This window comes from Sphaerotilus sp. FB-3 (assembly GCF_023706025.1).
Lineage (GTDB): Bacteria > Pseudomonadota > Gammaproteobacteria > Burkholderiales > Burkholderiaceae_C > Sphaerotilus > Sphaerotilus sulfidivorans.
The window spans coordinates 118,882-144,621 of the sequence record NZ_BQWE01000016.1; the positions used below are offsets into that span (position 1 = coordinate 118,882).

Genomic DNA, 25,740 nt, shown 5'->3' on the forward strand with positions numbered 1-25,740 from the left:
CTGCATCGCGCCGACACCGGTCGGAGGCATCCTTGGGCATTCCGTGCAAGACAGCGGCCGGCCACGCCGAGATGGCGGCCCGCGAGCAGCGCCTGTCGCAGCGTCACCGGCTGCTGCTGCTGCTGGTCGACGGACAGCGCACCCTCGAGGAGGTGGTCGAGCAGGGCCGGCGCTGTGGCGTGCCGCGCGGCTACATCGACGAGCTGTTCGCGCTCGGCCTGATCGTCATCGGGCCGCCGCCGACCGCGCCGATGCCGCTCGACGGGCCTGACACCCTCGGGCCGGGCAGTGCGGTCAGCGACACCGAGCTGGCCCGGCTCGATGCCACGGACGGCAGCTTCGCCCAGGCGCGCCAGGTGCTGCTGGGGCTGCTGCGGGCCCATGCCCCGGTGTCGGGGGCAGTGATGATGCTGAGGGTCAGGCGGGCCCGCTCTCGCGCAGAATTGCGGGCCCTGCTGCCGGATGTGCAGGCGCGACTGCAGCGCGTGCGGCCGCAGGGCGAGACGCGCGAGCTGCTGCTGCGCGTCGAGTCGCTGCTGGTGTCCTGATCCGCACTCGAATCCGAATCCGAGTCCGGTCAGGGGGCCGGCTTCACGATCCCTGTCGTCCTGTGGCGTTCTCATGAGTTTCCTGGTCATCGACATCGGCAACACGCGTCTCAAGTGGGGCCTGTACGAGGCGCCCCGGCCCGAGGCGGCCCTGATCGCGCAAGGGGCGGTCTTTCTCGAGGCCATCGACCGGCTCGCCGAGGAGGACTGGGCCCGCCTGCCGGCGCCGCAGCGCATGCTGGGCAGCGCGGTGGCCGGCCAGGGCGTGCGCCGCCGCGCCGAGGAGCAGCTCGATCTGTGGGATCTGACGCCGCGCTGGGTGGTGTCGCAGCCGCAGGACGCCGGCGTGAGCAACGGCTACGAGCATCCGGCCCGGCTGGGCTCGGACCGCTGGCTGGCGCTGATCGGCGCGCGCGCGCGGGTGCTGGCCTCGGGGCCGGCGCGGCCTGCGCTCGTGGTGATGGTCGGCACCGCGGTGACGATCGACGCGATGGATGCCGAGGGCCGATTCCTGGGCGGGCTGATCCTGCCGGGCTTCGGGCTGATGCTCAAGGCGCTGGAGTCGGGCACCGCCGGACTGAAGGTGCCCACCGGCGAGGTGCGCGAGTTCCCGACCAACACCAGCGATGCGCTGATGAGCGGCGGCACCTACGGCATCGCCGGCGCGATCGAGCGCATGCACCGCCACCTGCTGCGCCGCTGCGGTGCCGAGCCGATGCTGCTGATGGGTGGCGGCGCCGCGGTCAAGCTCGCGCCCGAGACCGACCTGCCCTTCGAGCTGGTCGACACGCTGATCTTCGAGGGCCTGCTGCGCCTCGGGGCTCAGGAATTTCCGGGCGGCTGATCGGCGGCCCTGCGGTCGGCCTGCCAGCTGGCCAGCGCAGCGGCGTCCATCGGTGCGCCGATGCCCATGCCCTGCAGCTGGTCGCAGCCGTGCGCCAGCAGGAACTCGCGCTGCGCCTCGGTCTCGACCCCCTCGGCGACGACCGTCAGCCCGAGGCCGCGCGCCAGCTCGATGATCGCGCCGGCGATCGCGGCCGATTCGCGCTGATGCGGCAGCTCCCGCACGAAGGAGCGGTCGATCTTCATCTTGTCGATCGGCAGCTCCTTCAGATGGCTCAGCGAGGAGTAGCCGGTACCGAAGTCGTCGACCGAGAGCTTCACGCCGAGCTGGCGCAGCTGCGCCAGCCGTGCCAGCACGCCGGGCACATCGTCCATCAGCATGCGCTCGGTCAGCTCGAGCTCGAGCCAGCCGGGCGGCAGGGCGGTCTCGGCCAGCAGCTGCTCGATCGAGGCGATGAAGTCGGGGGCCTGGAACTGCAGCGTCGACAGGTTGACCGCCACCGTCAGCGGCAGACCGGCCTCATGCCACAGGCGCGCCTGGCGGGCGGCCTCGCGCAGCACCCAGGCGCCGATCGGCACGATCAGCCGGTGCTGCTCGGCCAGCGCGATGAAGGCGTCGGGCACCAGCAGGCCGCGCTCGGGATGATTCCAGCGGATCAGCGCTTCGACGCCGACAAAGCGGCCGTCGCGGGCGCAGACCTGCGGCTGGAACAGCAGCGCGAACTCCTCCTGCGCGATCGCCTGGCCGAGCTGGCCCTCCAGCACCAGGTTGTCCCTCGCCAGGCTGACCTGACGCGGCTCGAAGAAGACGCTGTGGGCGCGGCCGCGTGCCTTGGCCGCATGCAGCGCCGCATCGGCATGCTGGATCAGCACATCGGGCGTGTCGCCGTCGTCCGGATAGACCGCGATGCCGATCGAGGGCGTGATCGAGATGTCCTGCGTCGAGCCGGCGATCCGCACCGGACGCGCCAGCGCCTCGAGCAGCTTGCGCGCCACATGGGCGATCGCCTCGCGGCTGCGCACGCCCGGCAGCAGCACGATGAACTCGTCGCCGCCGAAGCGCGCCACCCGGTCGGTGCTGCGCACCCGCTCGCCCAGGCGGCTGGCCAGGGTCTTGAGCAGCGCATCGCCCGCGGCATGGCCGAGCGAGTCGTTGACCCGCTTGAAGTGGTCGAGGTCGATGAACAGCAGCGCCAGCCGGGTGTCGGAGGCCCGGGCGGCGACCATCAGATGCTCGAGCTGGCTGAACAGCGCGTGGCGGTTGGCCAGGCCGGTCAGCGCATCGTGATGCTCCAGGTAGTGCAGCTGGTCCTGCACGTCGCGGCGCTCGCGGATGTCGCGCAGCACCGTCATGCGCATCGGCGTGCCGCGCTGCAGCGTGCCGCGCTCGATCAGCTCGACCGGAATGCGCCGGCCGTCCTTCGCGATCAGGCTGGTCTCGATGCACAGGTCCTCCTGCGCATCGAGCCGGCGCGCCAGCCGGGGCTGGAATTCCGGCGCGATCAGGCCCAGCAGCGGCCGCTCCAGCAGCTCGTGCAGCGACTGGCCGATCAGCGTGCACAGCGCCGGATTGGCATCGACGATGTGGCCGTCGCGGTGGAAGACGATGCCCTCGACGCCGGCCTGCATGAAGCGCGCGAGCCGTTCCTCGGACTCGAGCAGCGCACGCTCGGCATGGTGGTGGCGGCTGTGGTCGCTGACCAGCAGATACAGGCCGTGGCGGCGGCCGCGTGCGTCGACATGCGGCGCCAGCGTCAGCTCGGCCCAGATCACGGTGCCGTCGGCCAGCGTGAGCCACTGCTCGGTGCAGACCGCCTCGCCATCGCGCTCGAGCTGTGCGGTGGCGGCCTGCAGCCAGTCGGCCAGATCCGGGGTGACCGCGCCGGCCAGTGGCTGGCCGATCGGGCCGCGTTCGGATGCAGCCGGGCACAGCGACTGCACGAAGGCCCGGTTGGCATAGCTGCAGCGCAGCGCATCGTTCTCGCAGTAGGCCATCAGCACCGGGGCGCTGTCGGCCAGCCAGCACAGCCGGTCGCGCTCCCGGCGGAAGGTCGGCTCGGCCGCCTGCGGCGCACCGACCTCGCGCACCAGCGCCAGCGCCTGGCCGGCCTGTGCGCCGGCTGGCCAGGACAGGTCCAGCTGCAGCCAGCGTCCGGCCGCCGCCGGCAGGGGCTCGATCGGTCCGTGGCGCCGGTCGGACAGCGCCGCGAGCAGCGGCTCGATGCCGGCCGGATCGAGCGTGAGTCCGGCGCCCGCCAGCACCTGCCCGCGCAGGTCGAGCACCACCGCCGGCAGGCCGAGCAGGTCGGCGGCCGCCAGGGCAGTCTCGAGTTCCGGGGCGATCGGGCAGGGCATGTCGAAAATGATGAAATCGCCCCGCATCCGGGCGGAATCCGGGCGGGGCCGGTTCATCATATCGGCCACGCCCCGGTCCGGTCGGGGTGACCCCTCCCCCTGTTCAGGGTGGTACCACGCCAGGTGTCAGAGGATGTAACGCGACAGATCCTCGTTGCCGGCCAGTTCGCCCAGGCGCGCGTCGACCTGCGCGGCGTCGATCGACACCGTCTCGCCGCTGCGCCGCGGCGCGTCGAAGGAGATCTCGTCGAGCAGGCGCTCCATCACGGTCGAGAGCCGGCGCGCGCCGATGTTCTCGGTTCGCTCGTTCACGCCGTGCGCGATCTCGGCGATGCGGCGGATCGCGCCCGGCAGGAAGTCGAGCGTCACGCCCTCGGTGGCCAGCAGCGCCTGGTACTGCTTGAGCAGGCTGGCGTGCGTGCTGCTCAGGATGGCCTCGAAGTCGTCGACGCTCAGCGAGCCCAGCTCGACGCGGATCGGGAAGCGGCCCTGCAGCTCCGGGATCAGGTCGCTCGGGCGCGACAGGTGGAAGGCCCCGGAGGCGATGAACAGGATGTGGTCGGTGCGCACCATGCCGTGCTTGGTCTTGACGGTGGTGCCCTCGACCAGCGGCAGCAGGTCGCGCTGCACGCCCTGGCGCGAGACATCGGCGCCGCCGCTGCCTTCGCCCCGGCTGGCGACCTTGTCGATCTCGTCGATGAAGACGATGCCGTTCTGCTCGGTGTTGTGCAGCGCGCGGGTGACGATCTCCTCCTCGTTGACCAGGCGCTGCGCCTCCTCGTCGATCAGCAGGCGGCGCGCCTCGGCGATGGTCAGCTTGCGGGCCTTGCGCTTGCCCTGGCCGAGCTGCGAGAACATGCCCTTCAACTGCTCGGCCATGTCCTCCATGCCGGCCGGGCCCATGATCTCGACCGCGGGCCGTGCCTCGGCGACCTCGATCTCGATCTGCTTGTCCTCCATCGAGCCTTCGCGCAGGCGCTTGCGGAAGGTCTGGCGTGCGGTGCTGTCGACCGGCGCCGGCGCGGGCGCCGCAGGCTCGGCGAAGCCGAAGCCCAGGCCGCCCAGACCGGGCGCGCTGGCCGGGCGCGGCGGCGGCACCAGCACGTCGAGAATGCGCTCCTCGGCGGCGTCCTCGGCGCGGTGGCGCATCAGCTTCACCTGGCGCTCGCGCTCCTGCTTGACCGCGCTCTCCACCAGATCGCGGATGATGGTGTCGACATCCTTGCCGACATAGCCGACCTCGGTGAACTTGGTGGCCTCGACCTTGATGAAGGGCGCGTCGGCCAGCTTCGCCAGGCGCCGGGCGATCTCGGTCTTGCCGACGCCGGTCGGGCCGATCATCAGGATGTTCTTCGGCGTGATCTCGGGGCGCAGCTTCTCGTCGACCTGCTGGCGGCGCCAGCGGTTGCGCAGCGCGATGGCCACGGCGCGCTTGGCGCCCTGCTGGCCGACGATGTGGCGGTCGAGTTCGGAGACGATTTCCTGCGGGGTCATGGCGCTGCTCATGCTCGGGCTCACTCCAGGGTCTCGATGGTATGGGACTGGTTGGTGTAGATGCACAGGTCGCCGGCGATCTCCAGCGAGCGCTTGACCACCTCGGCCGGCGCCATCTCGGTGTGCTGCAGCAGCGCGCGGGCAGCGGCCTGCGCATAGGCGCCGCCCGAGCCGATCGCCACGATGCCGTGCTCGGGCTCGAGCACGTCGCCGTTGCCGGTGATGATCAGCGAGGCGCTGCGGTCGGCCACCGCCAGCATGGCCTCGAGGCGGCGCAGCACCCGGTCGGTGCGCCAGTCGCGGGTCAGCTCGACGGCGGCGCGCACCAGGTGGCCCTGGTGCTTTTCCAGCTTGGACTCGAAGCGCTCGAACAGCGTGAAGGCGTCGGCGGTCGCGCCGGCAAATCCGGCCAGCACCTGTTCGCGGTAGAGCTTGCGCACCTTGCGCGCGCTGGACTTGACGACGATGTGGCCGAGCGTGACCTGGCCGTCGCCGCCAATGGCCACGGTGTTGCCGCGACGCACGCTGACGATGGTCGTGCCGTGAAAGGATTCGGTGGACATGATGGGGCGTGGGCTCGCTGGGAGCGTGGACAAGGCAGGGGGCAGATGGGGCGCGACGCAGCGCTTGCAAGGGCTGCGGCGGCAGGCGGGGCGAGGTGGGGCTTCAGTCGCGGCGGATGGCCACGCGCGCCTGCTCGGTGATGCCCATGGCGCCGCAGAACAGCGCCACCAGCCGGTGTGCATCGACGAAGGTCACATGGCGGCCCTCGCCACGCCGGCCGATGACCCAGTTCAGCAGGTCGCCGGCGGCGATGAAGTCGATGCGCATCAGCCGCGCGCAGGAGATGTGGATGATGCTCGACTTGCCGATCTGCTCGTCCATCGACAGCAGCAGCCGGCTGATGTCGCCGAGCAGCTGGCCGTTGAGCTCGACCTGCGCCACCTCCAGCATGCCCTCGTCAGGCGACTGCGACTCCATGAAGCTGGTGGCGACATCGGCGATGCCGGTGGTCGGCGTCTCGACCACCACCTGCCCGGAGGCATCCGACAGCCGCACGCTGCAGCGTGCCGGCATCCAGGAGGGCGGCGAGACCTCGTAGGTCATGCAGTAGTCGATCGCGGCCTGGTCGAAGTCGTTGGTGCGGTGCGCCAGACGCAGCGCCTCCATGCGCAGCAGCCAGAAGGCCGGGTCGGCATCGCGCATGCCGTTGGGCGCCATCTCGGCCAGCACCGCCAGCATGCGGTCGGCGCCGATCCAGCGCATCTCGATCGGCTCGTCCGACCATTCATGCAGCAGCCGGTGCAGCATGCCGGCCGCCTGCGGCTCGACGCGCCGCAGCGGCCGCCAGTCCAGCACCCAGGGCAGCGGCATCTGCAGCAGCTGCGCACGCAGATGGCCGACGGCATCGACCTCGAGCCGCTCCGGGCTGACCCAGCCGAGATGGCCGTCGATCTGGGCCGGCATGCCCGGGCTGCCGGACGCATGCTGCGTGTCCTGGCGCTTCGCGTCGGAGGCGAGCTGCGGGATCGAGAACCACTGCGGCGGCGACATGCCGAAGCGCTCCTGGTAGTCGAGCGCAGCCGCATCGAAGCGGGTCTGGTTGCCGGTGGCGCGGTAGTGGTCGAACAGCACATGCCAGGTCTCGGCATGCCGGGCCCGCGGCCCGCTCAGGCTGATCAGCGCCAGCAGCGAGCGTTCGCACAGCTCGAAGTCGGCATTGGCGAAGGCGATGACCGCCTCGTCCAGATCGGGGTCGTGGGCCAGCTCGGAAACCTGCACCTGGTCGCCACCCTCCACGCCCGGACCATGCACGCTGATGCGGCCCGGGTTGGCGGTGCTCGGGCCGCTGTCGGTGCGCATCAGCACCGATTCCATCTGCATCGGCGCGGTCGGCTTGAAGGCGTCCGACAGATGCGGGCTGGTGGCCATGACCTGCGGCGCGGTGGTGGCATCGAAGCGCGATTCCACACGCGGCGGCGCCGGCCGGCCCATGACCGCGGCGCCGCGGCGCTGCGTCAGGCTCTCGCCGACCATCTGGCGCTCGATCGCGTCGATCTTGTCCTTGACGTCGTCGCCGTCGGGACGGGTGCCGTAGCTGTCGTGGCTGCGCACCTCGGAGTCGTCGAGGTGGGACAGGCCCTCCAGGCCCTCGAGGCCGGCCAGCCGGTCGCCGGTCAGGCCTTCGCGGCGGATGCGGCGCAGCGCATCGAACTCGCGCTTGCGCACGAAGTCGTTGCGGCGCTTGCGCTCGATCATCGCCTTGAGCTCCGAGCGGGCGTAGTCGTCCTGACGGGAGTCGGATTCGCTGCCGTTCAGATCTGCCCAGTCGGTGGTCGGGTTGAGCGCGAAGCGCACCACCTTGCGGAAGAACCCGCTTTTCGGGGAGTCCTTGGAGTCAGCCATGTGTGTTGCCTGATGGCGCTGCTGACGGCGCTTCGCGCGGACTCCGGCCGTCTCCCCGGAACATCGTCTGCGGTCAGTCGCCGAAGAGCTTTTGTTTCAGTTCCCTGCGCTGCTGCGCTTCCAGCGACAGTGTAGCGGTCGGGCGCGCCAGCAGGCGGCCCAGGCCGATCGGTTCGCCGGTTTCGTCACAGTAACCGTAGTCACCGGCATCGATGCGGCTGATCGACTGGGAGATCTTCTTCAGCAGCTTGCGCTCGCGGTCGCGGGTGCGCAGCTCCAGTGCGTGCTCTTCCTCGATGGTGGCGCGATCCGCCGGATCGGGCACGATCGAGGTGTCCTCGCGCAGGTGCTCGGTGGTCTCGCCGGCGTTGGCCAGCAGGTCCTCCTTCTGCCGCTGCAGGCGCGCGCGGAAGAACTCGAGCTGCTGGTCGCTCATGTACTCGCTGTCGGGCATGGCCAGCAGCTCGGCATCCGTCAGGTCGCATCCGGCCTTGGTCTTCCAGGCGTTGGCGAGGTTCGGGTCGGTCTTCAGGTCGTTCTGGGGCATGGGAGCCTCGGGTGGCTGGCAGTGGAGAAGGCCGTGATGGCCACCGGGTCGATCGTGCCGATTCCGGGCGCGCGGATTGTAGCGATCTCGGCCTGCGCCACGCTGATCGGCATCAGGGCGCGGCGCATCCCGTGGCGCATCTGCCGCATCCGCTTCATCCGGACGGGGGACATGGCCGGCCTCCGCTGTGCTGGCGGCGCCCGATCAGGCCAGGCACTGGCTCAGGCCGGCCTGGAAGACGTCGCGCGGCAGGTCGATGCCGATGAAGACCATGCGGCTCTCGCGCTTCTCGCCCGGCGCCCACTTCGGGCCCAGGTCGCTGCCCATCAGCTGGTGCACGCCCTGGAAGATCACCTTGCGCTCGGTGCCCTTCATGTTCAGCACGCCCTTGTAGCGCAGCATCTTCGGGCCGTAGATCTGCACGATCGAGCCGAGGAAGTCCTCGAGCCGGGCCGGATTGAAGGGCTTGTCCGAACGGAACACGAAGGACTTGACGTCGTCGTCGTGGCGGTGATGGTGCGGATGGTCGCAGCTCTCGCCGGGCGCGTGCTCATGGCCGCAGTCGGGGCCGTGCTCGTGACCGTGGTCATGGCCATGATGGTGGTGGCCGTGGTCGTCGGCGTCCAGGAAGGCCGGATCGATCTCGAGCTTGGCGTTGAGGTTGAAGCCGCGCAGGTCGAACACGTCCTTGATCGGCACGACGCCGAAGTCGACGCGGTGCTGCGGTGCGCGCGGGTTCATGTGCTTGATGCGGTGCGACAGCGCATCCAGCGTGGCGGCGTCCACCAGGTCGGCCTTGCTCAGGAAGATCTGGTCGGCGAAGCCCACCTGGCGGCGCGCCTCCTGGCGGGTGTCGAGCTGGCCGTCGCCGTGCTTGGCGTCGACCAGCGTCAGGATCGAGTCGAGCAGGAAGCTCTCGGCGACCTCGTCGTCCATGAAGAAGGTCTGCGCGACCGGGCCCGGATCGGCCAGGCCGGTGGTCTCGATGACGACGCGGTCGAAGTGCAGCTCGCCCTTGCGGCGCTTCTCGGCCAGCGTGGCCAGCGTCGCGCGCAGGTCCTCGCGGATCGTGCAGCAGACGCAGCCGTTGCTCATCTGGATGATCTGCTCCTCGGTGTCGGCCACGAGGATGTCGTTGTCGATGTTCTCCTCGCCGAACTCGTTCTCGATGACGGCGATGCGCTGGCCGTGCGATTCGGAGAGCACGCGCTTGAGCAGCGTCGTCTTGCCCGAGCCGAGAAAGCCGGTCAGGATGGTCGCGGGAATGAGGCCGTTGGACATGGCGGGCAGCAGGTCAGGGGAAAAATGGATGGACGACTGTCTGTCAAGCCCCCTGTGCTGTCAAGTTCCGGCCCCGCTCGGGCTCCGCTGCGCCCCCGTTCCGTCCGGATCGCCCCGCAGGCGCGCGGTTCCTGGCGGATCCTTGCGGTATTCTTCGCCCATCTTCACTTCCGGCACACACCGTGTCCGAACCCCAGCCGAGTTCCCGCAGCACCGCGGACCACCGCAGCCTGTTCGCGCGGGTGATCGAGTTCATTTCTCCCGGCCCCGACTCGCGCGACGAGCTGATGGAGACGCTGGCCGACGCGGAGCGACGCGAGCTGATCGATCCCGAATCACGCGCGATGCTCGAGGGCGTGATCCGCATGGCCGACCTGACGGCCGGCGACGCGATGGTGGCCGCACCCCGCATCGACATGATCGACATCGCCACCCCGTTCGACGAGGTGCTCGATGCGGTGGCCGGCACCGGTCATTCGCGCTTTCCGGTCTTCGAGGACTCGCGCGACAACATCATCGGCGTGCTGCTGGCCAAGGATCTGCTGCGCACGCGCGGCCTCGATGCGCCCGACCTGCGCATGCTGCTGCGCCCGGCGCTGTTCGTGCCCGAGTCCAAGGGCCTCAACGAGCTGCTGCGCGACTTCCGCTCCAACCGCAACCACCTGGCCATCGTCATCGACGAGTTCGGCGGCCTGGCCGGCATGATCACCATCGAGGATGTGCTCGAGCAGATCGTCGGCGAGATCGAGGACGAGCACGACGAGAAGCGCGAGGGCGAGTCCGGCATCTACACCCTGACCGACGGCAGCTCGCGAGTGGCTGGCGATGCGGCGGTGGTGGCGGTCAACGCCCATTTCGCCACCGACCTGCCGGCGGACGAGTTCGAGACCATCGGCGGGCTGGTGGCGCACAGCAACGGCCGCGTGCCGCGCCGCGGCGAGAGCGTCGATGTCGGCCCGCTGCGCTTTGCGGTGATGCTGACCCGGGGCGGCGCGGTGCGCTGGTTCCGGGTGTCGCGCGTGCCTGCGGGCGACGACGCCAGCGGTGGCTGAGCGCGGTCTGTCCCGTGTGCCGGCGCCGGTCGGCGGCCTGCTGGCGCTCGGCGCCGGCGGCCTGCAGGCGCTGTCGCTGGCGCCTGAGCCGCGCGGCGTGCTGCAGGTGCTGGGCGCGGCGCTGCTGGCGGCGCTGGTGATGCAGGCCGCGCCGCGGCGCGCCTTCGTGCTGGGCGCGCTGGCCGGCGTGGCCTGGCTGGCCGGCACCTTCTGGTGGCTGTTCATCAGCATGCATCGCTACGGCCACCTGCCGGCCTGGCTGGCGGCGGGCGCGGTGCTGGCGCTGGCGGCGGCGCTGTCGCTCTATCTGGCCGGTGCGATGGCGCTGTTCGCGCGCTGGCGCGGGTGCGGCGGCTTCGGGCGCGAGCTGCTGCTGTGGAGCGCGCTGTGGCTGCTGGCCGAGCTGGCGCGTGCGCAGCTGCTGACCGGATTCCCCTGGGGCGCCGCGGGCTACGCGCATGTCGACGGGCCGCTGGCGCTGCTGGCGCCGTGGCTGGGCGTGCACGGCATGGGCGCGGCCGGCGCGGCGCTGGGCTTCGTGCTGGCACGGCTGGCGCTGCAGCCGCGCCAGTCGGCGCGTGCTGCGGCGCTGGGGCTGACCGCGGCGCTGGCGCTCGCTCCGGCGCTGCGCGGGCCGGACTTCACCCGCGCCACCGGCGGCCTGTCGGTCACGCTGCTGCAGGGCAATGTGCCGCAGGACGAGAAGTTCGACTTCAGCCGGCTGCCGCAGACGCTGGACTGGCATGTGCGGGCGCTCTTGGCCTCGACCGCCGATCTGGTGGTGGCCCCCGAGACAGCCATTCCGCTGCTGCCGGCGCAGCTGCCGCAGGGGCTGTGGCCGGGCCTGGAGGCCCACTTCTCGCGTCGCACCACCTCGGCGCTGGTCGGCGTGCCGCTGGGCGATGCCGACAGCGGCTACAGCAACTCGGTCGTCGGCTTCGGGCCCGGCCGGGCCGGCGCCGAGCTCTACCGCTACGACAAGCACCACCTGGTGCCCTTCGGCGAGTTCATTCCCTGGGGCTTTCGCTGGTTCGTCGACATGATGCGCATGCCGCTGGGCGACTTCTCGCGCGGGCCGCTGGCCGCGCCGTCCTTCGCGGTCGGCACCGAGCGGGTCGGGCCGAACATCTGCTACGAGGATCTGTTCGGCGAGGAGCTGGCCACCCGCTTCGTCGACGCGGCGCAGGCGCCGACGGTGCTGGCCAATGTCAGCAACATCGGCTGGTTCGGCGAGACGGTGGCGGTCGACCAGCACCTGCAGATCTCGCGCCTGCGCACGCTGGAGCTGCAGCGGCCGATGGTGCGCGCCACCAACACCGGTGCGACGGTGGCGATCGACCACCGCGGCCATGTCACCCACCGGCTGGCCCCGCATGTGCGCGGCGTGCTGGAGGCGCAGGTCCAGGGCCGCGAGGGCACGACGCCGTTTGCCTGGTGGGCCGGGCGGCTGGGTCTGCTGCCGCTGTGGGGGCTCGGGCTGGTGGCGGTCGCCTGGGCACGGCAGCGCCGCACCGGCTGAACGGCCACCGCCTGAGGCTGCGGCTCAGACGGCGCCGCTCCAGCGCCGCGCCGCCGTTTCCACCACCTCCGACAGCGGCATGCCGGTGCGGTGCAGCCGGCGCAGCCAGGTGGCGTCGTTGCCCTCGCCGAGCGAGTCGCGGATCTGCTGGCAGGCGTCCCAGGACTTCAGGTCGACCGCATGCGCATCGACCTTGGCCAGCGTGCGCACGATGTCGTCGCGCAGCCGCGAGCGCTGCTTGGTCTGCGGATTGACCACCTCGCCGTCCAGCCCGAAGCGGCAGGCCTGGAAGCGGTTGTAGGTGTAGACCAGATAGTCGTCCTCGGCCGGCTCGAAGGGGCGCTCCTGGATCAGGTAGCGGCAGATCGCCTGCAGGTAGCAGGCCAGCGCGGCGGCCTTCTCCACCGTCAGCGGCGTGTCGCAGACCCGCAGCTCGATCGTGCCGTACTCGGGCTTGGGGCGGATGTCCCAGTAGAAGTCCTTCATCGACTTGACCACGCCGGTGTCGGTCATCTTGTCGAAGTAGGTGCCGAACTCCGCCCAGCTGCGCACGAAGGGCGCGCGCCCCGACAGCGGGAAGGCGAAGACCGCATTCAGCCGCGCCGAGTCGAAGCCGGTGTCCTGCCCCTGCACGAACGGCGAGGAGCCCGCCAGCGCGATGAAATGCGGCACATAGCGCGACAGCGCATGCAGCAGCCACAGCGCATCGTCGCCGTTCGGGCAGCCGACATGCACATGCTGGCCGAAGACGATGAACTGCTTGGCCAGGTAGCCGTAGAGATCGCTGAGGTAGTTGAAGCGCTCGCCGGGATAGATCTGCTGCTCGCTCCAGTGCTGGTAGGCGTGCGTGCCGCCGCCGGCAATGCCGATGTTGAGCCGGCGCGAGGCATGCACCAGCTGGTCGCGCATGTCGCGCAGCTCGGCCAGCAGCGGGCCGTGCTCGCGCTGGATGGAGGTGCCGATCTCGATCATCGAGCGCGCGATCTCGGGCTTGATGTCCCAGGCGCCGGTGTGGCGTGCGGTCTCGCGCAGCAGATCCTCGGCCTGCGGCACCAGGTTCTGGTCGTGGGTGGAGATCAGCTGAAGCTCGAGCTCGACGCCCAGCGTCAGCGGCTCGGAGGTGGCGAAGTCCTGCAGCGGCATGGCGGACGGTTTCCTGTCGGGGGAAGGCGGGGCGGGGGCGGATTCAGTCGGGGCGGGCGTCGCTCTCGCGTGCGACCCCCCGCAGGCCGAGCTGCAGCCATACCGGGCCGCTGAGCTGCAGCAGCGTCAGCGCGATCAGCAGCGCCTGCATCGGCTCGGCCGGCGGGGCGGGCAGGTGTGCCGGCCAGCCCAGCGTCGCGCTGGTCAGCAGCAGCGGCAGGCTCGAGGCCGGCTGCAGCGCCAGCCCCAGCCCGAGCGACTGGCGCCAGCCCAGGCCGCTCGGACGCGCCAGCAGCAGCACCGTGCCGACCTTGGCCAGCAGCCGCGCGCCGATGATCGCCGCCACCAGCGGCCACAGCCCGAGCAGCCCGTCGAGCGTCGACAGCAGGCCCAGCGTGAGCAGCAGCAGCAGCGTCAGCGCCGCCCCGCCGCTGCCGAGCTGCGGCTCGACCTGCAGCCGGTGGCCCATGCGCGCGCGCGCCACCATGCCGGCCACCAGCAGCGACAGCAGCGGCGAGACGGTGAACTGCGCTGCCAGCATCGCCGCGATCACCACCAGCGCGAGCTGCAGCGTCGCCAGCCCGGTGCCGCGGATCTGCCGGCTCAGCCGTTCGAGCAGCAGCCCGGCGAAGGCGCCCAGCAGGTAGGAGCCGCACAGCGCGTACAGCACGCCGGCCAGCGCCGGCTGCCATTCGAAGCCGTCGGCATCCAGCGTGACAGCGACCTGCCAGATGCTCAGCGCCAGCACCGCGCAGACGGTGTTGACCGCGGTCATCACCAGCAGCCGCTCGGTGACCTGACCGCGCGGGCGCAGCTCGCCCAGCACCGCCATCGTGATGACCGGCGAGCCGGCCATCGCCACTGCGCCGGCCAGCGTCGCGCTCTGGTGGTCGACGCCCAGCAGCATCAGCGCGCCGGCCACCGCGAGACCCGACAGCAGCGCCTCGGCCAGGCTCTTGAGCGTCAGCCAGGGGTTGTCGCGCAGCCAGCGCGGCCGGATGCGCGCGCCCAGCTCGAACACCAGCAGGCCGACGGCCAGATCGATCAGCGGCTTCCAGGCATCCAGCTCGGCCCGGGCCACCAGACTCAGCGCCAGCGGGCTGGCCAGCGCGCCCACCAGCATCGCGCCCAGTGCACGCGGCAGGCCGGTGGCACGGCGCACCGCCTCGCCGGCCAGCAGCGCGATGATCATCAGCACCGCCAGGCCCAGCACCGGATCGGCGCCACGCAGCGCCTCGATCGGCCACAGCGCGATCTCGCGGCCCCAGTCGGCCGCCGCGCCGGCGCCGGTCGGCTCGAGCGCGTTCAGATCCTCGCTGGCCGGCAGCAGCCGGGCCATGGTGTCGGACAGGGCGATGCGGCTCAAATCAGGTCTCCGGGTGGATGGGCCGAGGCTGCAGAGAGAAGGTCCGGCCGCTCGATGGCGGATGAATCGTGAACGGCGTCACGATTTCTGGCGGAGGGTGGATCAGTGTACCGATGCACTGCGACAGTGCGGTAACAACCGGCGCCTGGCAGGGGCCGGGATCGGCGGATCCGGCGCGGCCGGGGATAATGTCCGATTACCCTCCCGAACCCTGCCATGGCCCTTCTCACCCTCCAGGACGCCTGTCTCGCCTACGGGCATGTCGCGCTGCTCGACCACGCGGCGATGTCGCTCGAGCCGGGCGAGCGCCTCGGCCTGATCGGCCGCAACGGCACCGGCAAGTCCTCGCTGCTGAAGATCCTTGCCGGGCTGGAGCGCCCGGACGACGGGCTGCTGCAGCTCCAGCAGGGCCTGCGGCGCCATTACGTCGCGCAGGAGCCGCAGTTCGCGCCGGGCGCGACGGTGTTCGAGGCGGTCAGCGTCGGCGTGGCCGAGGCCAAGGCGCTGCGCGAGCGCTACGAGGCGCATGCGCCCGGCGAGGATCTGGATGCGCTGCAGAGCCGCATCGAGGCGCTGGACGGCTGGACCTGGGAGCAGCGTGTCACCGAGACGCTCGAGCGCCTGCAGCTGCCGGCCGACCGGGTGGTCGACGAGCTTTCCGGCGGGCTGAAGAAGCGCGTGGCGCTGGCGCAGGCGCTGGCGGCCGCGCCCGATGTGCTGCTGCTCGACGAGCCGACCAACCACCTCGACCTGGAGGCGATCGTCTGGCTGCAGGATCTGCTGGCGGGCTTCGCCGGCGCGGTCATCCTGATCACGCACGACCGCGCCTTCCTCGACGCGGTCTCGACCCGCATCCTCGAACTGGACCGCGGCCAGCTGCGCAGCTACCCCGGCAGCTTCAGCGCCTACGAGGCGACCAAGGCGCGCGAGCTCGAGGACGAGGCGCTGGCCAATGCGCGCTTCGACAAGCTGCTGGCGCAGGAGGAGGTCTGGATCCGCAAGGGCGTGGAGGCGCGTCGCACCCGCAGCGTCAGCCGCATCAACCGCCTGGTGGCGCTGCGCGAGCAGCGCGCCGCGCGCCGCGACGTCGTCGGCAAGGTGCGCCTGGAGCTCGACACCGGCAGCCGCAGCGGCAAGATCGTGGCCGAACTCGAGGGCGTGGCCAAGTCCTACGGCACCCGCGCCATCGTGCGCGACTTCACCGCCACCATCCTGCGCGGCGACAAGGTCGGCCTGATCGGCCCGAACGGCGCCGGCAAGACCACGCTGCTCAAGCTCATCCTGGGCGAGATCGCGCCGGACGCCGGCACGGTGCGCCAGGGCACGCAGCTGCAGGTGGCCTACTTCGACCAGATGCGCGACGCGCTCGACCTCGACGCCACGCTGGCCGACACCATCAGCCCGGGCAGCGAGTGGGTCGAGATCGGCAGCACGCGCAAGCATGTCATGGGCTATCTGGGCGACTTCCTGTTCTCGCCGGCGCGCGCCAACTCGCCGGTGCGCACGCTGTCGGGGGGCGAGCGCAACCGCCTGCTGCTGGCGCGTCTGTTCGCCAAGCCGGCCAATGTGCTGGTGCTCGACGAACCGACCAACGACCTCGACATCGAGACGCTGGAGCTGCTCGAAGAGCTGCTGCAGGACTATGCCGGCACCGTCTTCGTGGTCAGCCACGACCGGCGCTTCCTCGACGCGGTGGTGACCAGCACCATCGTCAGCGAGGGCGACGGCCGCTGGCGCGAGTACGAGGGCAGCGTCGAGGACTGGCTGGCGCAGTCGCAGCGCGCCGCCGCGCTGGCGGCCAAGGCCGCCAAGGCAGCGCCGAAGGCCGAGGCGCCGGCCCCCGCGGCCGCGCCGGTGAGCGCAGCCGCCGCGCCGGCTCCGGCCGTCGCCCCGAAGCGCAAGCTCAGCTACAAGGAGCAGCGCGAGCTCGACGAGCTGCCTGTGCGCATCGCCGCGCTCGAGGACGAGCAGAAGGCGCTGGGCGAACTGCTCAACGGCTCCGAGCTCTACACCCGCTCGCCCGAGAAGATCGCCGAGACGCACGCCCGCTTCGCCGCGATCGACGAGGCGCTGCTGGCGCTGCTCGAGCGCTGGGAAGATCTCGGCAGCCGCTGAGCGATCCGCTCGCTCAGGCCGCCCGCGTGCTCGGGCGGCTGGCACCGGTCGGCGACGACAGCCGGCGGTGCCAGTGCACGAAGGCGGTCGACAGCATCAGCGCCTCGCCGTCGGCGACATGGGCGTCGGCCTCGACCACCGTGCGGCACAGATGGATCAGCTCGGTGCACAGCCCGGGATCGTCGACCTCGTCGAGCAGGTCGCCGATCAGGCGCGGATCGATGCGGGCGGTGTCGTTCCAGACCATCGGGCACTGCACCAGCAGGTCTTCGCACAGTCCGTGCAGCACCTCGCGGAAGGCTTCGGCGCTCAGGCCCAGACGGCAGGCGATGTCCTGGCGCTGCAGCGTGTCGATCTCGATCAGGCTGACATGACCGTCGGCGACCAGGGCCAGGGCGACGATGCGTGCGGCGGCCTCGGGGCTGTTGGCGGGATAGCTGCGCATGGGGGTCTTTCTGTCGGGGTCCGTCGTGAGGCCGGAGCGATTCCGGGGGGATGTCACTCAGCGTAGGGCGATCGACATTCCTGTAAAACCAGCATGAAACTGAATGATGTTCAGTCTGTGGCTGAGTGATGGCGTCTGGCTGGCGGGAACTTCCGAGGGGCCTTCCGGATCCGTGACGGACGATGAGCCTCGACTTCAGCTACCGGCATCTCTACTACTTCTGGGTCGTCGCCCGAGAGGGCGGCATTTCGCGGGCGGCGGCCCGGCTGGGCATGGCGGTGCAGACCGTCAGCGCCCAGGTGCGCGAACTCGAGCGCGAGCTCGGCCATGCGCTGCTGCGTCCGGCCGGGCGCGGCGTCGCGCTGACCGAGGCCGGCGAGGCCGCCATGCATCAGGCCGACCTGATCTTCCAGCTCGGCGAGCAGCTGCCCGAGCGGGTGCGCGGAGCCGCGACCCAGCCGGTGCGGCGGCTGCAGGTGGGGGTCGGCGGCGGCGTGCCCAAGCTGGTGACCTGGCGGCTGCTGCAGCCGGTGCTCGACGAGCCGGATCTGCGCCTGAAGGTGGTCGAGCAGCCGGTCGAGGATCTGCTGGCCGATCTGGCGCTGCACCGGCTCGACCTGGCGCTGGTCGACCGGGCGCCGGCGCCGCATCCGGGGCTGCGGCTGCGCACCTGGCTGCTGGGCGTCTCGCCGGTGGCCTGGTATGCGCCGCCTGCGCTGCTCGAGGCGGCGCAGGCCGACTTCCCGCGCTCGCTGGCGCGGGTGCCTGTGCTGCTGCCGCTGCCGCCGGCGACGATGCGCCAGCAGCTCGATCCCTGGTTCGAGCGCGAGGGCGTGCGCCCGCGGATCGCGGGCGAGTTCGAGGACAGCGCGCTGCTCAAGACCTTCGGCGCCCGCGGCCTGGGCGTGTTTCCTGCGGCCGAGTGGGTCGAGGAGGATCTGCTGGCGCGCTATGGCGTGTGCCGCATCGGCGGCTGCGCCGGGGTCGACGAGCCTTTCCATGCGGTCTGCGCCGAGCGCAGCGTGCCGCACCCGCTGGTGGCGCGGCTGATGGCCTCGGGCCCGGTCGAGGCCGGGCCGGTGCTCAGCGCACCTTGCCGAGCAGGGTCTGCACGTCGCCGAGCATCGCCTCGAGCTTCGGTGCGTCCTCCTCGCTGAGGTGGAGCTGGGCGCGCATTTCCTGCTGCATGAAGCACACCGTCATGCGCACATAGGCGCTGTCGAGGGCCTTGCGCACCGCGGCCATCTGGCTGGCGATGTCGAGGCAGGGCTCGCCGGCCTCGAGCATGCGCTGGATGCCGCGCAGCTGGCCCTCTGCGCGCTTGAGCCGGTTGAGGATGTCGGTGCGGCTGGATTCGTCCTGGAGCTGGGCCATGTTGCAAGCCTGGAAGGGATTGACCGGGGGTTTCGGGATGCGCATTGTCCCTGCTCCGTGACAGATCGTGGTGGATTCCTTCGCGGCCCGTGAAACGGTTCCACCGCTCAGCGGCAGCAGCTACCGCCGCTGCCCGTGTCATCGCGCACGCCGAGCTTGCGCAGGATCAGCCCGAGCGGGCAGAAGTTCGTGAAGCCGAACTGCAGCAGGTTGGCGCCGACGAAGGCGGTGAAGGCCAGCGCCCAGTGGCTGACGAACAGCGGGCTGCCCTCGACGCCGAGCGCCAGCGAGATCAGGATGAAGCTGCCCGCGAAGATGCGGATCAGGCGGTCGACGGTCATATCAGGCTCCTTGGGGAACGGTGGGTGCAGGGAGGAAGTCGGGGTGGTGCCGCCGGTAGACGGCGTAGTACAGCACCGGGATCACGACCAGCGTCAGCAGCGTCGAGACCAGGATGCCGAAGATCAGCGCGATGGCCAGACCGTTGAAGATCGGGTCGTCGAGGATGAAGAAGGCGCCGATCGTGGCCGCCAGCCCCGTCAGCACGATGGGCTGCGCGCGCACGGCGGCGGACTGCATCACCGCTTCCTTGAACGCCATGCCCTGCGCGACCTGCAGCTCGATGAAGTCCACCAGCAGGATGGAGTTGCGCACGATGATGCCGGCCAGCGCGATCATCCCGATCATCGAGGTGGCGGTGAACTGCGCGCCCAGCAGCGCGTGGCCCGGCATCACGCCGATGACGGTCAGCGGGATCGGCGCCATGATGATCAGCGGCGTCAGGTAGTTGCGGAACTGGGCGACCACCAGCAGGTAGATCAGGATCAGGCCGACGCCATAGGCCGCGCCCATGTCGCGGAAGGTCTCGAAGGTGATCTGCCACTCGCCGTCCCACTTGATCGCGTACTGGCGGTAGGGGTCGCCGGGCTGGCGGATCCAGAACTCGGCGATCTCGCCGGTGCCGGGCAGCGCGGCGTCCCCCAGCTTCGAGCGGATCGCGAACAGGCCGTACAGCGGCGAGTCGAGCTGGCCGGCCATGTCGCCGAAGACGTAGCTCACGCCGTGCAGATCCTTGGTGAACAGCGGCTTGTCGATCACGCCCTTTTCCACGCGCACCAGCTCCGACAGCGGCACGAGCTGGCCGTTGGCGGCGCGCAGCGGCAGGGCCAGCAGCGCGTCGAGCCCGACCTGCGCCTCGCGCGGCAGCTGCAGCCGCACCGGCACCGGGTACTTGCTCTGGCCGTCGTGCAGCCAGGCGGCGTCCAGGCCCGAGAGCGCGCCGTGCACCGTCTGCGCCACCGCGGCCACCGGGATGCCGAGCGACTCGGCACGCTGGCGCTGCACGCGAAGGAAGGCGCGCGGCGCGTCCTCCTTCAGCGAGGTCTCGACGCCGACGATGTCGGGCGTGGCACGGAAGGCCGCGGCGATGCGCGCGGCGAGCTGCTGGCGGCCGGCCTCGTCGGGGCCGTAGACCTCGGCGACCAGCGGGCTCATCACCGGCGGGCCCGGCGGCACCTCGACCACCTGGATGCGCGCGCCGTGCGCGGCGGCGATGCGCTCCAGGGCCGGGCGGTGGCGCTGCGCGATGGCGTGGCTCTTGTCGCTGCGGTGCTGCTTGTCGACCAGATTGACCTGCAGGTCGCCCTGCTCGGCGTCGGCGCGCAGGTCGTACTGCCGCACCAGGCCGTTGAAGGTGATCGGGCTGGCGGTGCCGGCGTAGCCCTGCAGGTTCTGCACCTCGGGCTGCTTCGCCAGATACGCGCCGAGGTCGTGCAGCGTCGCCGCGGTGTCCTCCAGCGCGCTGCCGGCCGGCATCTCGACGATGACCTGGTATTCCGACTTGTTGTCGAAGGGCAGCATCTTCAGCACGACCAGCTGCACCACCGCCAGCCCGACGCTCAGGAACAGCGCGCCGAGAATGCCCGCCAGCAGCAGCCAGCGCTTCGCGGCGCTCTCCAGGAAGGGCGACAGGATGCGCGTGAAGAGCGCCGGCAGCTTCGCTGCCATCCCGGTCGGCGCGGCGTGGCCGTCGCTGCCGTGGCCCTGGGCGTGCGACTTCATCAGCCGGGCGGCCAGCCACGGCGTCACCGAGAACGCGATCGCCAGCGAGATCGCCATGCCGAGGCTCGAGTTGATCGGGATCGGGCCCATGTACGGCCCCATCAGCCCGGAGACGAAGGCCATCGGCAGCAGCGCCGCGATCACCGTGAAGGTCGCCAGGATGGTCGGTCCGCCGACCTCGTCGACCGCAGCCGGAATGATCTCCAGCAGCGGCCTGTGCGGCTCGAGCTGCTGGTGGCGGTGGATGTTCTCGACCACCACGATCGCGTCGTCGACCAGGATGCCGATCGAGAAGATCAGCGCGAACAGCGACACCCGGTTCAGCGTGAAGCCCCAGGCCCACGACGCGAACAGCGTCGCCGTCAGCGTCAGGATCACCGCCGCGCCGACGATCACCGCCTCGCGCCGTCCGAGCGCGAAGCCGACCAGCAGGATCACCGAGCCGGTCGCGAACGCGAGCTTCTGGATCAGCTTGTCGGCCTTCTCGGCGGCGGTCCGGCCGTAGTCGCGGGTGACCGTCATCTCGATGCCGGCCGGAACCACGGTGCCGCGCAGCTCGTCGAGGCGGGCGCGCGCGGCCTGCGCGACGTCGACCGCGTTCTGGCCGGGCTTCTTCGTCACGGTGATCGTCACGGCCGGATGCACGCTGCCGGCGTCCGAGGCGGCGCCGGCCGGCGTGAACCAGACATGGCGCCGCGGCTGCGCGGCGCCGTCCTCGATCGTCGCGACCTCGCGCAGGTAGACCGGGCGGCCGGCATGCACGCCGACGACCAGGTCGCCGACCTCGTCGGCCGAGCGCAGGAATTCGCCGGTCTCGACCGACAGCATCTGCGCGCCGCCGTCCGGGGCGCGGCTCGCCTCGCGGTCGACCACCGTGCCGGCCGGCATCGCCAGGCTGGCGGCCTTCAGGGTCTGCTGCAGCCGCAGCAGGTCGACGCCGCGCTCGCGCAGCCGGCTCGGGTCGAGGCCGACCTGCACGACACGGCCCGGGCCGCCGATCGTCTTCACCTCGCGGCTGCCGGGCACGCGCTTGAGCTCGACCTCGATCGAGCGCGCGACGCGCTCGACCTCCAGCGCCGAGGCCTCGTCGCGGCTCCACAGCGTCACGCCGAGCACCGGCACGTCGTCGATGCCCTTGGGGCGCACGATCGGCGCCAGCGTGCCGAGGCCGGACGGCAGCCAGTCCTGGTTGGCGTTGAGCACGTCGTACAGGCGCACCAGCGCCTCGGTGCGCGGCACGCCGACCTGGAACTGCACCGTCAGCACCGCCACGCCAGGACGGCTGACCGAGTAGGTGTGCTCGATGCCGGCGATCTGCGAGAGCACCTGCTCGGCCGGCCGCGCGACCATGTTCTGCACGTCGGCGCTGCTGGCCCCGGGGAAGGGGATCAGCACATTGGCCATCGTGACATTGATCTGCGGCTCCTCCTCGCGCGGTGTCACCAGCACCGCGAACAGGCCGAGCAGCAGCGCGACGATCGCCAGCAGCGGCGTGATCGCGTTGGCCTGGAAGAGGGCCGCCATGCGGCCGGCGATGCCGCGCTCGCCCGGGCCGCTCACGGACGGGCTCCCGCCAGGCCGGCGCGCACCGCGTCGGCGGCAATGCGCTCGCCGGTCTTCAGTCCGGCGAGCACCTCGGTGCTGCCGCCGTGGCTGGTGCCGGCGCGCACCTGGCGCAGCACGAAGCCGTTCTCGCGCACGACATAGACGGCGGTCAGCTCGCCGCGGCGCAGCAGCGCCGCCGCCGGCACCGTCGGCACGCTGCGCGCGCCCGTCGGCGCGAGCGCGGCGCCGGTGAAGTGCACCCGCACCGTGCGGCCGGGGCGCAGGTCGGTGGCGTCGCCGGGCGCCAGGTCCAGCCGCCACTCGACGGTCTGCGCGACCGGATCGGCACCAGGCAGCTCGGTGCGACGCACCGGCGCGATGCGCCGGCCGTCGGGCAGCTCGATCTCGACCTGGCGTGCCGTACGCGCCTGGGCCGCCTGCGAGGCCGGCACCTGCACGGTGGCGCGCAGCGCGCCCGGCGCGTAGAGGGTAAGCACAGGCCGGCCCGGTGCGGCCAGGTCGCCGGCGTCGATGTGGGTGGCCAGCACCACGCCGTCGAAGGGCGCAGCGATGCTGGTGAAGTCCTGGCCGAGCGCGGCCTGGCGGCGTCCGGCGCGTGCCTGCGCCAGCCCGGCCTCGGCGGCACGGAACTGGTTCTCGGCCGCATCGAGCGCGGCCTGGCTGATGTAGCCCTGCGCGCGCAGCTCGCGGGTGCGCTCGAGCTGGGTGCGGGCGTTGCGCAGGTTCGCGTCGGCCTGCACCACGCCGGCCTCGCTCTGCGCGACGCCGGCCTCGGCGCTGCGTGCGTCGATGCGCGCGATCACCTGTCCGGCGCGCACCCGGTCGCCGGCGCGCACCGTCAGCTCCCGCACGCTGCCGGCGGCCTGCGCGGCGAGCACCGCCTGGCGCTGCGGCTCGAGCGTGCCGTCGAGCGAGAGGCTGGCGGCGTCGTGGCTGGCCTGCACCGTCAGCGTCGGCACCGTCAGGCCGGACGCGGCGGCGGACTGGGCCCGGGCGCCCGGCCAGGTGGCGGCCAGCAGCAGCGCGCCGGCCAGCCAGGGCAGGACGGCTCGACGGTCGGGGGCGGCAGGGGTGCTCATCTCGGCGATCTCCATGATGGAACGCATGGTAGCAAAATACCCATAAGGGTATCAATCGGTCCGAAGAAAAGGGCTTTCCGCGGGACGCTGCGCGCAGCTAGCATGCGGGCATGTCCACCTGTCCTGTCCGTCGCGAGCTGCTCGGTCGCAGCGCGGCCGTCGCCGGCCTGCTGGCCGGTCTCGGGCTGCTGCCTGCGCCGGCGCAGGCCGCCTGGAACGAGGCCGCCTTCGCCGCCATCGGCATCGACGCCGCGCTGGCCGCGCTCGGCCTGGCCGCACCGGTCGAGAGCGCCGACATCCGTCTGAACGCGCCCGACATCGCCGAAAACGGCGCGGCGGTGTCGCTGGGCTGCGCGACTCGGCTCGAGGGCGTGCACCGGCTGCTGCTGCTGGTCGAGCGCAATCCGGCGGCGCTGTGCGCGCTGTTCGAGGTCGATCCGGCGCTGGAGCCCGATGTGGTCATCCGCACCCGCATGGCCGAGTCCTCGCCGGTCTGGGCGGTCGCGCTGATGCACGACGGCCGGGTGCTGTACGCCCGCAAGACGGTCGAGGTCACGCTCGGAGGCTGCGGTGGCTGAGCCGCTGCCGACCTCGCCGCAGCCGATGCGCATCCGCGCGCTGCGCCAGGGCGAGCGCGTCGTCGTGCGGGTGCTGATGAGCCACGAGATGGAGAATGGCCGACGCCACGACGAGGCCGGCCGCCGGGTGCCGGCCTGGCACATCCGCGAGGTCGTCGCCCGGCTCGACGGCCGGGTGGTGCTGCAGGCGCACTGGGGGCCGTCGGTGTCGCGCCATCCCTATCTGCAGTTCGTGCTGCGCGCGGCGGCCGCGCCGGCCGGCAGCCGGCTGAGCGTCACCTGGACCGACAGCCGCGGCGAGCAGCGCAGCGACGAGACGCTGATCGGCTGAGGCCTCAGCCCAGCATGTCGGCCCAGATGTTGCGCGCCCAGGCCTCGGCGTGCCGGGCCTCGAGCGAGGAGCGCTGCGCCGACAGGCCGCCGGCGCCGGGCACCGGCACGAAGCTGCGCTGCTCCGGCTGCCAGGCGTGCACGCTGGCGACATGGATGGCCTGGTCCGTGTCGACCAGGCTGTAGCAGACGTTGTTCAGCATCGGCCGGGCATCGGCCTCGAGATCGAGCAGCTCCGCGACGATGGCCGCGGCGGCGACCTTGGCCTGCGCGTTGGCCATGTGGCCGGACTTGGGCATGCCCGGCGCGATCTGCAGCGCGTCGCCGAGCACATGCAGGCCGGGCGCGTGCACCGAGCGGAAGTCGCGGAAGTCCACCGGACACCAGCGCCCGTTGGCGGTGGCCAGGCCGGCGTGCACGGCCAGGTCGCCGGCACGCATGTCCGGCAGCAGGTTGATGACGTCGGCGCGCAGGTCCTCCTGGACCTCGAAGCGCAGCGTCATCGTGCGGGCGTCGACGCCGGTGACGCGGTGCTGAGGCCGGTACTCGATCATGCCCGGGTGCAGATCCTTCCAGGCCTGGCGGAACAGCGCCGCCTTGGAGGTGATGTCCGGATTGGCGTCGAGCACCAGCACCTTCGCGCGCGGGTGGGTGCGGCGCAGCCGGGCGGCGATCAGGCAGGCGCGCTCGTAGGGCCCGGGCGGGCAGCGGTAGGGCGCCTCGGGAATGGCGATGACGCAGGTGCCGCCGTCGGGCATCGCCTCGATCTGCCGCGCCAGCGCCAGTGTCTCCGGGCCGGCCTTCCAGGCGTGCAGCACGCGGCCCTCGTCATGCGCGGCCTTCAGGCCCTCGATGCGGTCCCACAGGAAATCGACGCCCGGCGCCAGCACCAGCCGGTCGTAGCCGAGCCGCTCGCCGCCGGCCAGCGTCGCTGTCCGGCGCTGCGGGTCGATCGCCACGACACGGTCCTGCACCCGCCGCACGCCGTGGCGCGAGCTCAGCCGCTCATAGGACAGCGTGATGTCGTCGAGTGTGCGCAGGCCGCCGATCACCAGGTTCGACACCGGGCAGGACACCAGATGCGGATTCGGCTCGACCAGCGTCACGTCGACGGCCAGGTCCGACAGCAGCCGCAGGTACCGGGCCGCGGTCGCGCCGGCATAGCCGCCGCCGACGACCAGCACGCGCGCCCGTGCCAGCGCCGAGCCGTGCGGCGCGGCGCAGCCGTTCAGGCCGGTCACGCCGGCGGCCATCAGGGCCTGGAGACAGCGGCGGCGGCGCATCACGGACTCTGGCGGGCGAAATGCTGCGCCAGCGCGTCGAGCTGCTCGGGGCTGTAGCCGCGGGAGATCTGGTGCATCACGGTGGCGGGCCGCTCGCCCGCACGGAAGGCCCGCAGCAGCGCGCGCAGCTCGCCCGCGTCGCGGCCGGCCAGCGCCGCCATGCCGCCGCCCTCGACCGCGCGCCCGTCGGTGCCGTGGCACTGCGCGCAGCCGGCGGCCAGCGCGCGCAGGTGCAGCGCCTCGGCGCGGGGGCCGGCTTCGGCGGCGCCGGCCGGCGGCATCAGCATCAGGCCCAGCAGCGCGGGCGCGAGCAGGCGGGAGGGCGGGGGCATCGTGGCTTCTTCCGTGAGCGATT

23 protein-coding genes and 1 pseudogene are annotated in these 25,740 nt (G+C 71.6%); 8 read left to right on the forward strand and 16 right to left on the reverse strand.

Annotated features, from left to right (window positions below):
* The first annotated feature begins 32 nt into the window (after positions 1-32).
* Both NFT33_RS08775 and NFT33_RS08780 read left to right on the forward strand, forming a co-directional pair.
* Positions 33-548: a hypothetical protein gene (locus NFT33_RS08775; protein WP_220786754.1), complete on the forward strand. Its 516-nt coding sequence runs from the start codon at positions 33-35 to the stop codon at positions 546-548.
* Positions 549-621: 73 nt separating this feature from the next.
* On the forward strand, positions 622-1,392 hold the full coding sequence (locus tag NFT33_RS08780; RefSeq protein WP_251674669.1) for a type III pantothenate kinase: 771 nt from the start codon (positions 622-624) through the stop codon (positions 1,390-1,392).
* Here NFT33_RS08780 and NFT33_RS08785 read toward each other — a convergent pair.
* The 7 genes and pseudogenes from NFT33_RS08785 to NFT33_RS08815 all read right to left on the reverse strand — a co-directional run bounded on the left by NFT33_RS08785 (position 1,371) and on the right by NFT33_RS08815 (position 9,474).
* Positions 1,371-3,746 (reverse strand): putative bifunctional diguanylate cyclase/phosphodiesterase, encoded by a 2,376-nt coding sequence (locus NFT33_RS08785; RefSeq protein ID WP_251674671.1) that lies wholly within the window; start codon positions 3,744-3,746, stop codon positions 1,371-1,373. The genes NFT33_RS08780 and NFT33_RS08785 overlap by 22 nt on opposite strands.
* Before the next feature lie 126 nt (positions 3,747-3,872).
* Positions 3,873-5,252: an ATP-dependent protease ATPase subunit HslU gene (gene hslU, locus NFT33_RS08790; protein WP_251674673.1), complete on the reverse strand. Its 1,380-nt coding sequence runs from the start codon at positions 5,250-5,252 to the stop codon at positions 3,873-3,875.
* 8 nt (positions 5,253-5,260) lie between these two features.
* Complete coding sequence (gene hslV / locus NFT33_RS08795; protein WP_149502388.1) at positions 5,261-5,803, reverse strand: ATP-dependent protease subunit HslV; 543 nt, start codon at positions 5,801-5,803, stop codon at positions 5,261-5,263.
* A 103-nt stretch (positions 5,804-5,906) separates the two neighbouring features.
* Entirely contained in the window at positions 5,907-7,646 is a 1,740-nt protein-coding gene (locus tag NFT33_RS08800) for a hypothetical protein (protein ID WP_251674675.1), read from the reverse strand.
* Between the two features lie 73 nt (positions 7,647-7,719).
* A pseudogene (gene dksA, locus NFT33_RS08805) lies at positions 7,720-8,169 on the reverse strand (RNA polymerase-binding protein DksA); the annotation flags it as partial.
* A 5-nt stretch (positions 8,170-8,174) separates the two neighbouring features.
* Positions 8,175-8,366, reverse strand: a complete 192-nt coding sequence (locus tag NFT33_RS08810; RefSeq protein WP_149502391.1) for a hypothetical protein — start codon at positions 8,364-8,366, stop codon at positions 8,175-8,177.
* A gap of 31 nt (positions 8,367-8,397) precedes the next feature.
* Complete coding sequence (locus NFT33_RS08815) at positions 8,398-9,474, reverse strand: CobW family GTP-binding protein (protein WP_149502392.1); 1,077 nt, start codon at positions 9,472-9,474, stop codon at positions 8,398-8,400.
* A 182-nt stretch (positions 9,475-9,656) separates the two neighbouring features.
* Here NFT33_RS08815 and NFT33_RS08820 point away from each other — a divergent pair, with 182 nt between their 5' ends.
* Together NFT33_RS08820 and lnt are read left to right on the forward strand one after the other, a co-directional pair.
* A complete protein-coding gene (locus tag NFT33_RS08820) occupies positions 9,657-10,526 on the forward strand; it encodes an HlyC/CorC family transporter (protein WP_149502393.1) in 870 nt (289 codons plus the stop codon).
* Positions 10,519-12,045, forward strand: coding sequence for an apolipoprotein N-acyltransferase (gene lnt, locus NFT33_RS08825; RefSeq protein ID WP_251674678.1), 1,527 nt, complete (start codon positions 10,519-10,521; stop codon positions 12,043-12,045). Before NFT33_RS08820 ends, lnt begins: the two co-directional genes overlap by 8 nt.
* 24 nt (positions 12,046-12,069) lie before the next feature.
* On the opposite strand, the gene NFT33_RS08830 is transcribed toward lnt, so the two are convergent.
* Positions 12,070-13,188 (reverse strand): YbdK family carboxylate-amine ligase, encoded by a 1,119-nt coding sequence (locus NFT33_RS08830; protein WP_251674680.1) that lies wholly within the window; start codon positions 13,186-13,188, stop codon positions 12,070-12,072.
* Between the two features lie 43 nt (positions 13,189-13,231).
* Positions 13,232-14,554, reverse strand: a complete 1,323-nt coding sequence (locus NFT33_RS08835; RefSeq protein ID WP_251674682.1) for a cation:proton antiporter — start codon at positions 14,552-14,554, stop codon at positions 13,232-13,234.
* 216 nt (positions 14,555-14,770) lie between these two features.
* On the opposite strand from NFT33_RS08835, the gene NFT33_RS08840 reads away from it, so the two are divergent.
* Positions 14,771-16,669 (forward strand): ATP-binding cassette domain-containing protein, encoded by a 1,899-nt coding sequence (locus tag NFT33_RS08840; protein WP_251674685.1) that lies wholly within the window; start codon positions 14,771-14,773, stop codon positions 16,667-16,669.
* A gap of 13 nt (positions 16,670-16,682) precedes the next feature.
* On the opposite strand, the gene NFT33_RS08845 is transcribed toward NFT33_RS08840, so the two are convergent.
* Positions 16,683-17,114 carry a TerB family tellurite resistance protein gene (locus tag NFT33_RS08845; protein WP_220786764.1) on the reverse strand — a complete coding sequence of 144 codons (432 nt, stop codon included), beginning with the start codon at positions 17,112-17,114 and terminating at the stop codon, positions 16,683-16,685.
* Positions 17,115-17,296: 182 nt separating this feature from the next.
* On the opposite strand from NFT33_RS08845, the gene NFT33_RS08850 reads away from it, so the two are divergent.
* Positions 17,297-18,271 (forward strand): LysR family transcriptional regulator, encoded by a 975-nt coding sequence (locus NFT33_RS08850; protein WP_220786765.1) that lies wholly within the window; start codon positions 17,297-17,299, stop codon positions 18,269-18,271.
* Here the strand turns inward: NFT33_RS08850 and NFT33_RS08855 are convergent.
* The 4 genes from NFT33_RS08855 to NFT33_RS08870 all read right to left on the reverse strand — a co-directional run bounded on the left by NFT33_RS08855 (position 18,198) and on the right by NFT33_RS08870 (position 23,194).
* Entirely contained in the window at positions 18,198-18,488 is a 291-nt protein-coding gene (locus NFT33_RS08855; RefSeq protein ID WP_149502397.1) for a metal-sensing transcriptional repressor, read from the reverse strand. The genes NFT33_RS08850 and NFT33_RS08855 overlap by 74 nt on opposite strands.
* Positions 18,489-18,595: 107 nt before the next feature.
* On the reverse strand, positions 18,596-18,829 hold the full coding sequence (locus tag NFT33_RS08860) for a YgaP family membrane protein (RefSeq protein WP_220786766.1): 234 nt from the start codon (positions 18,827-18,829) through the stop codon (positions 18,596-18,598).
* A 1-nt stretch (position 18,830) separates the two neighbouring features.
* Complete coding sequence (locus NFT33_RS08865) at positions 18,831-22,073, reverse strand: efflux RND transporter permease subunit (protein ID WP_251674899.1); 3,243 nt, start codon at positions 22,071-22,073, stop codon at positions 18,831-18,833.
* Between the two features lie 32 nt (positions 22,074-22,105).
* Positions 22,106-23,194: an efflux RND transporter periplasmic adaptor subunit gene (locus NFT33_RS08870; RefSeq protein ID WP_251674686.1), complete on the reverse strand. Its 1,089-nt coding sequence runs from the start codon at positions 23,192-23,194 to the stop codon at positions 22,106-22,108.
* Between the two features lie 110 nt (positions 23,195-23,304).
* On the opposite strand from NFT33_RS08870, the gene soxY reads away from it, so the two are divergent.
* The gene (gene soxY, locus NFT33_RS08875; protein ID WP_173805436.1) at positions 23,305-23,772 is read left to right on the forward strand and encodes a thiosulfate oxidation carrier protein SoxY; all 468 of its coding nucleotides are present in this window, start codon (positions 23,305-23,307) and stop codon (positions 23,770-23,772) included.
* Positions 23,765-24,103 (forward strand): thiosulfate oxidation carrier complex protein SoxZ, encoded by a 339-nt coding sequence (gene soxZ / locus NFT33_RS08880; RefSeq protein ID WP_376744139.1) that lies wholly within the window; start codon positions 23,765-23,767, stop codon positions 24,101-24,103. The genes soxY and soxZ overlap by 8 nt, the downstream gene beginning before the upstream one ends.
* Before the next feature lie 4 nt (positions 24,104-24,107).
* On the opposite strand, the gene NFT33_RS08885 is transcribed toward soxZ, so the two are convergent.
* Complete coding sequence (locus tag NFT33_RS08885; RefSeq protein WP_376744140.1) at positions 24,108-25,385, reverse strand: FCSD flavin-binding domain-containing protein; 1,278 nt, start codon at positions 25,383-25,385, stop codon at positions 24,108-24,110.
* Positions 25,385-25,717, reverse strand: coding sequence for a c-type cytochrome (locus tag NFT33_RS08890; RefSeq protein WP_251674688.1), 333 nt, complete (start codon positions 25,715-25,717; stop codon positions 25,385-25,387). Before NFT33_RS08890 ends, NFT33_RS08885 begins: the two co-directional genes overlap by 1 nt.
* Positions 25,718-25,740 lie beyond the last annotated feature (23 nt).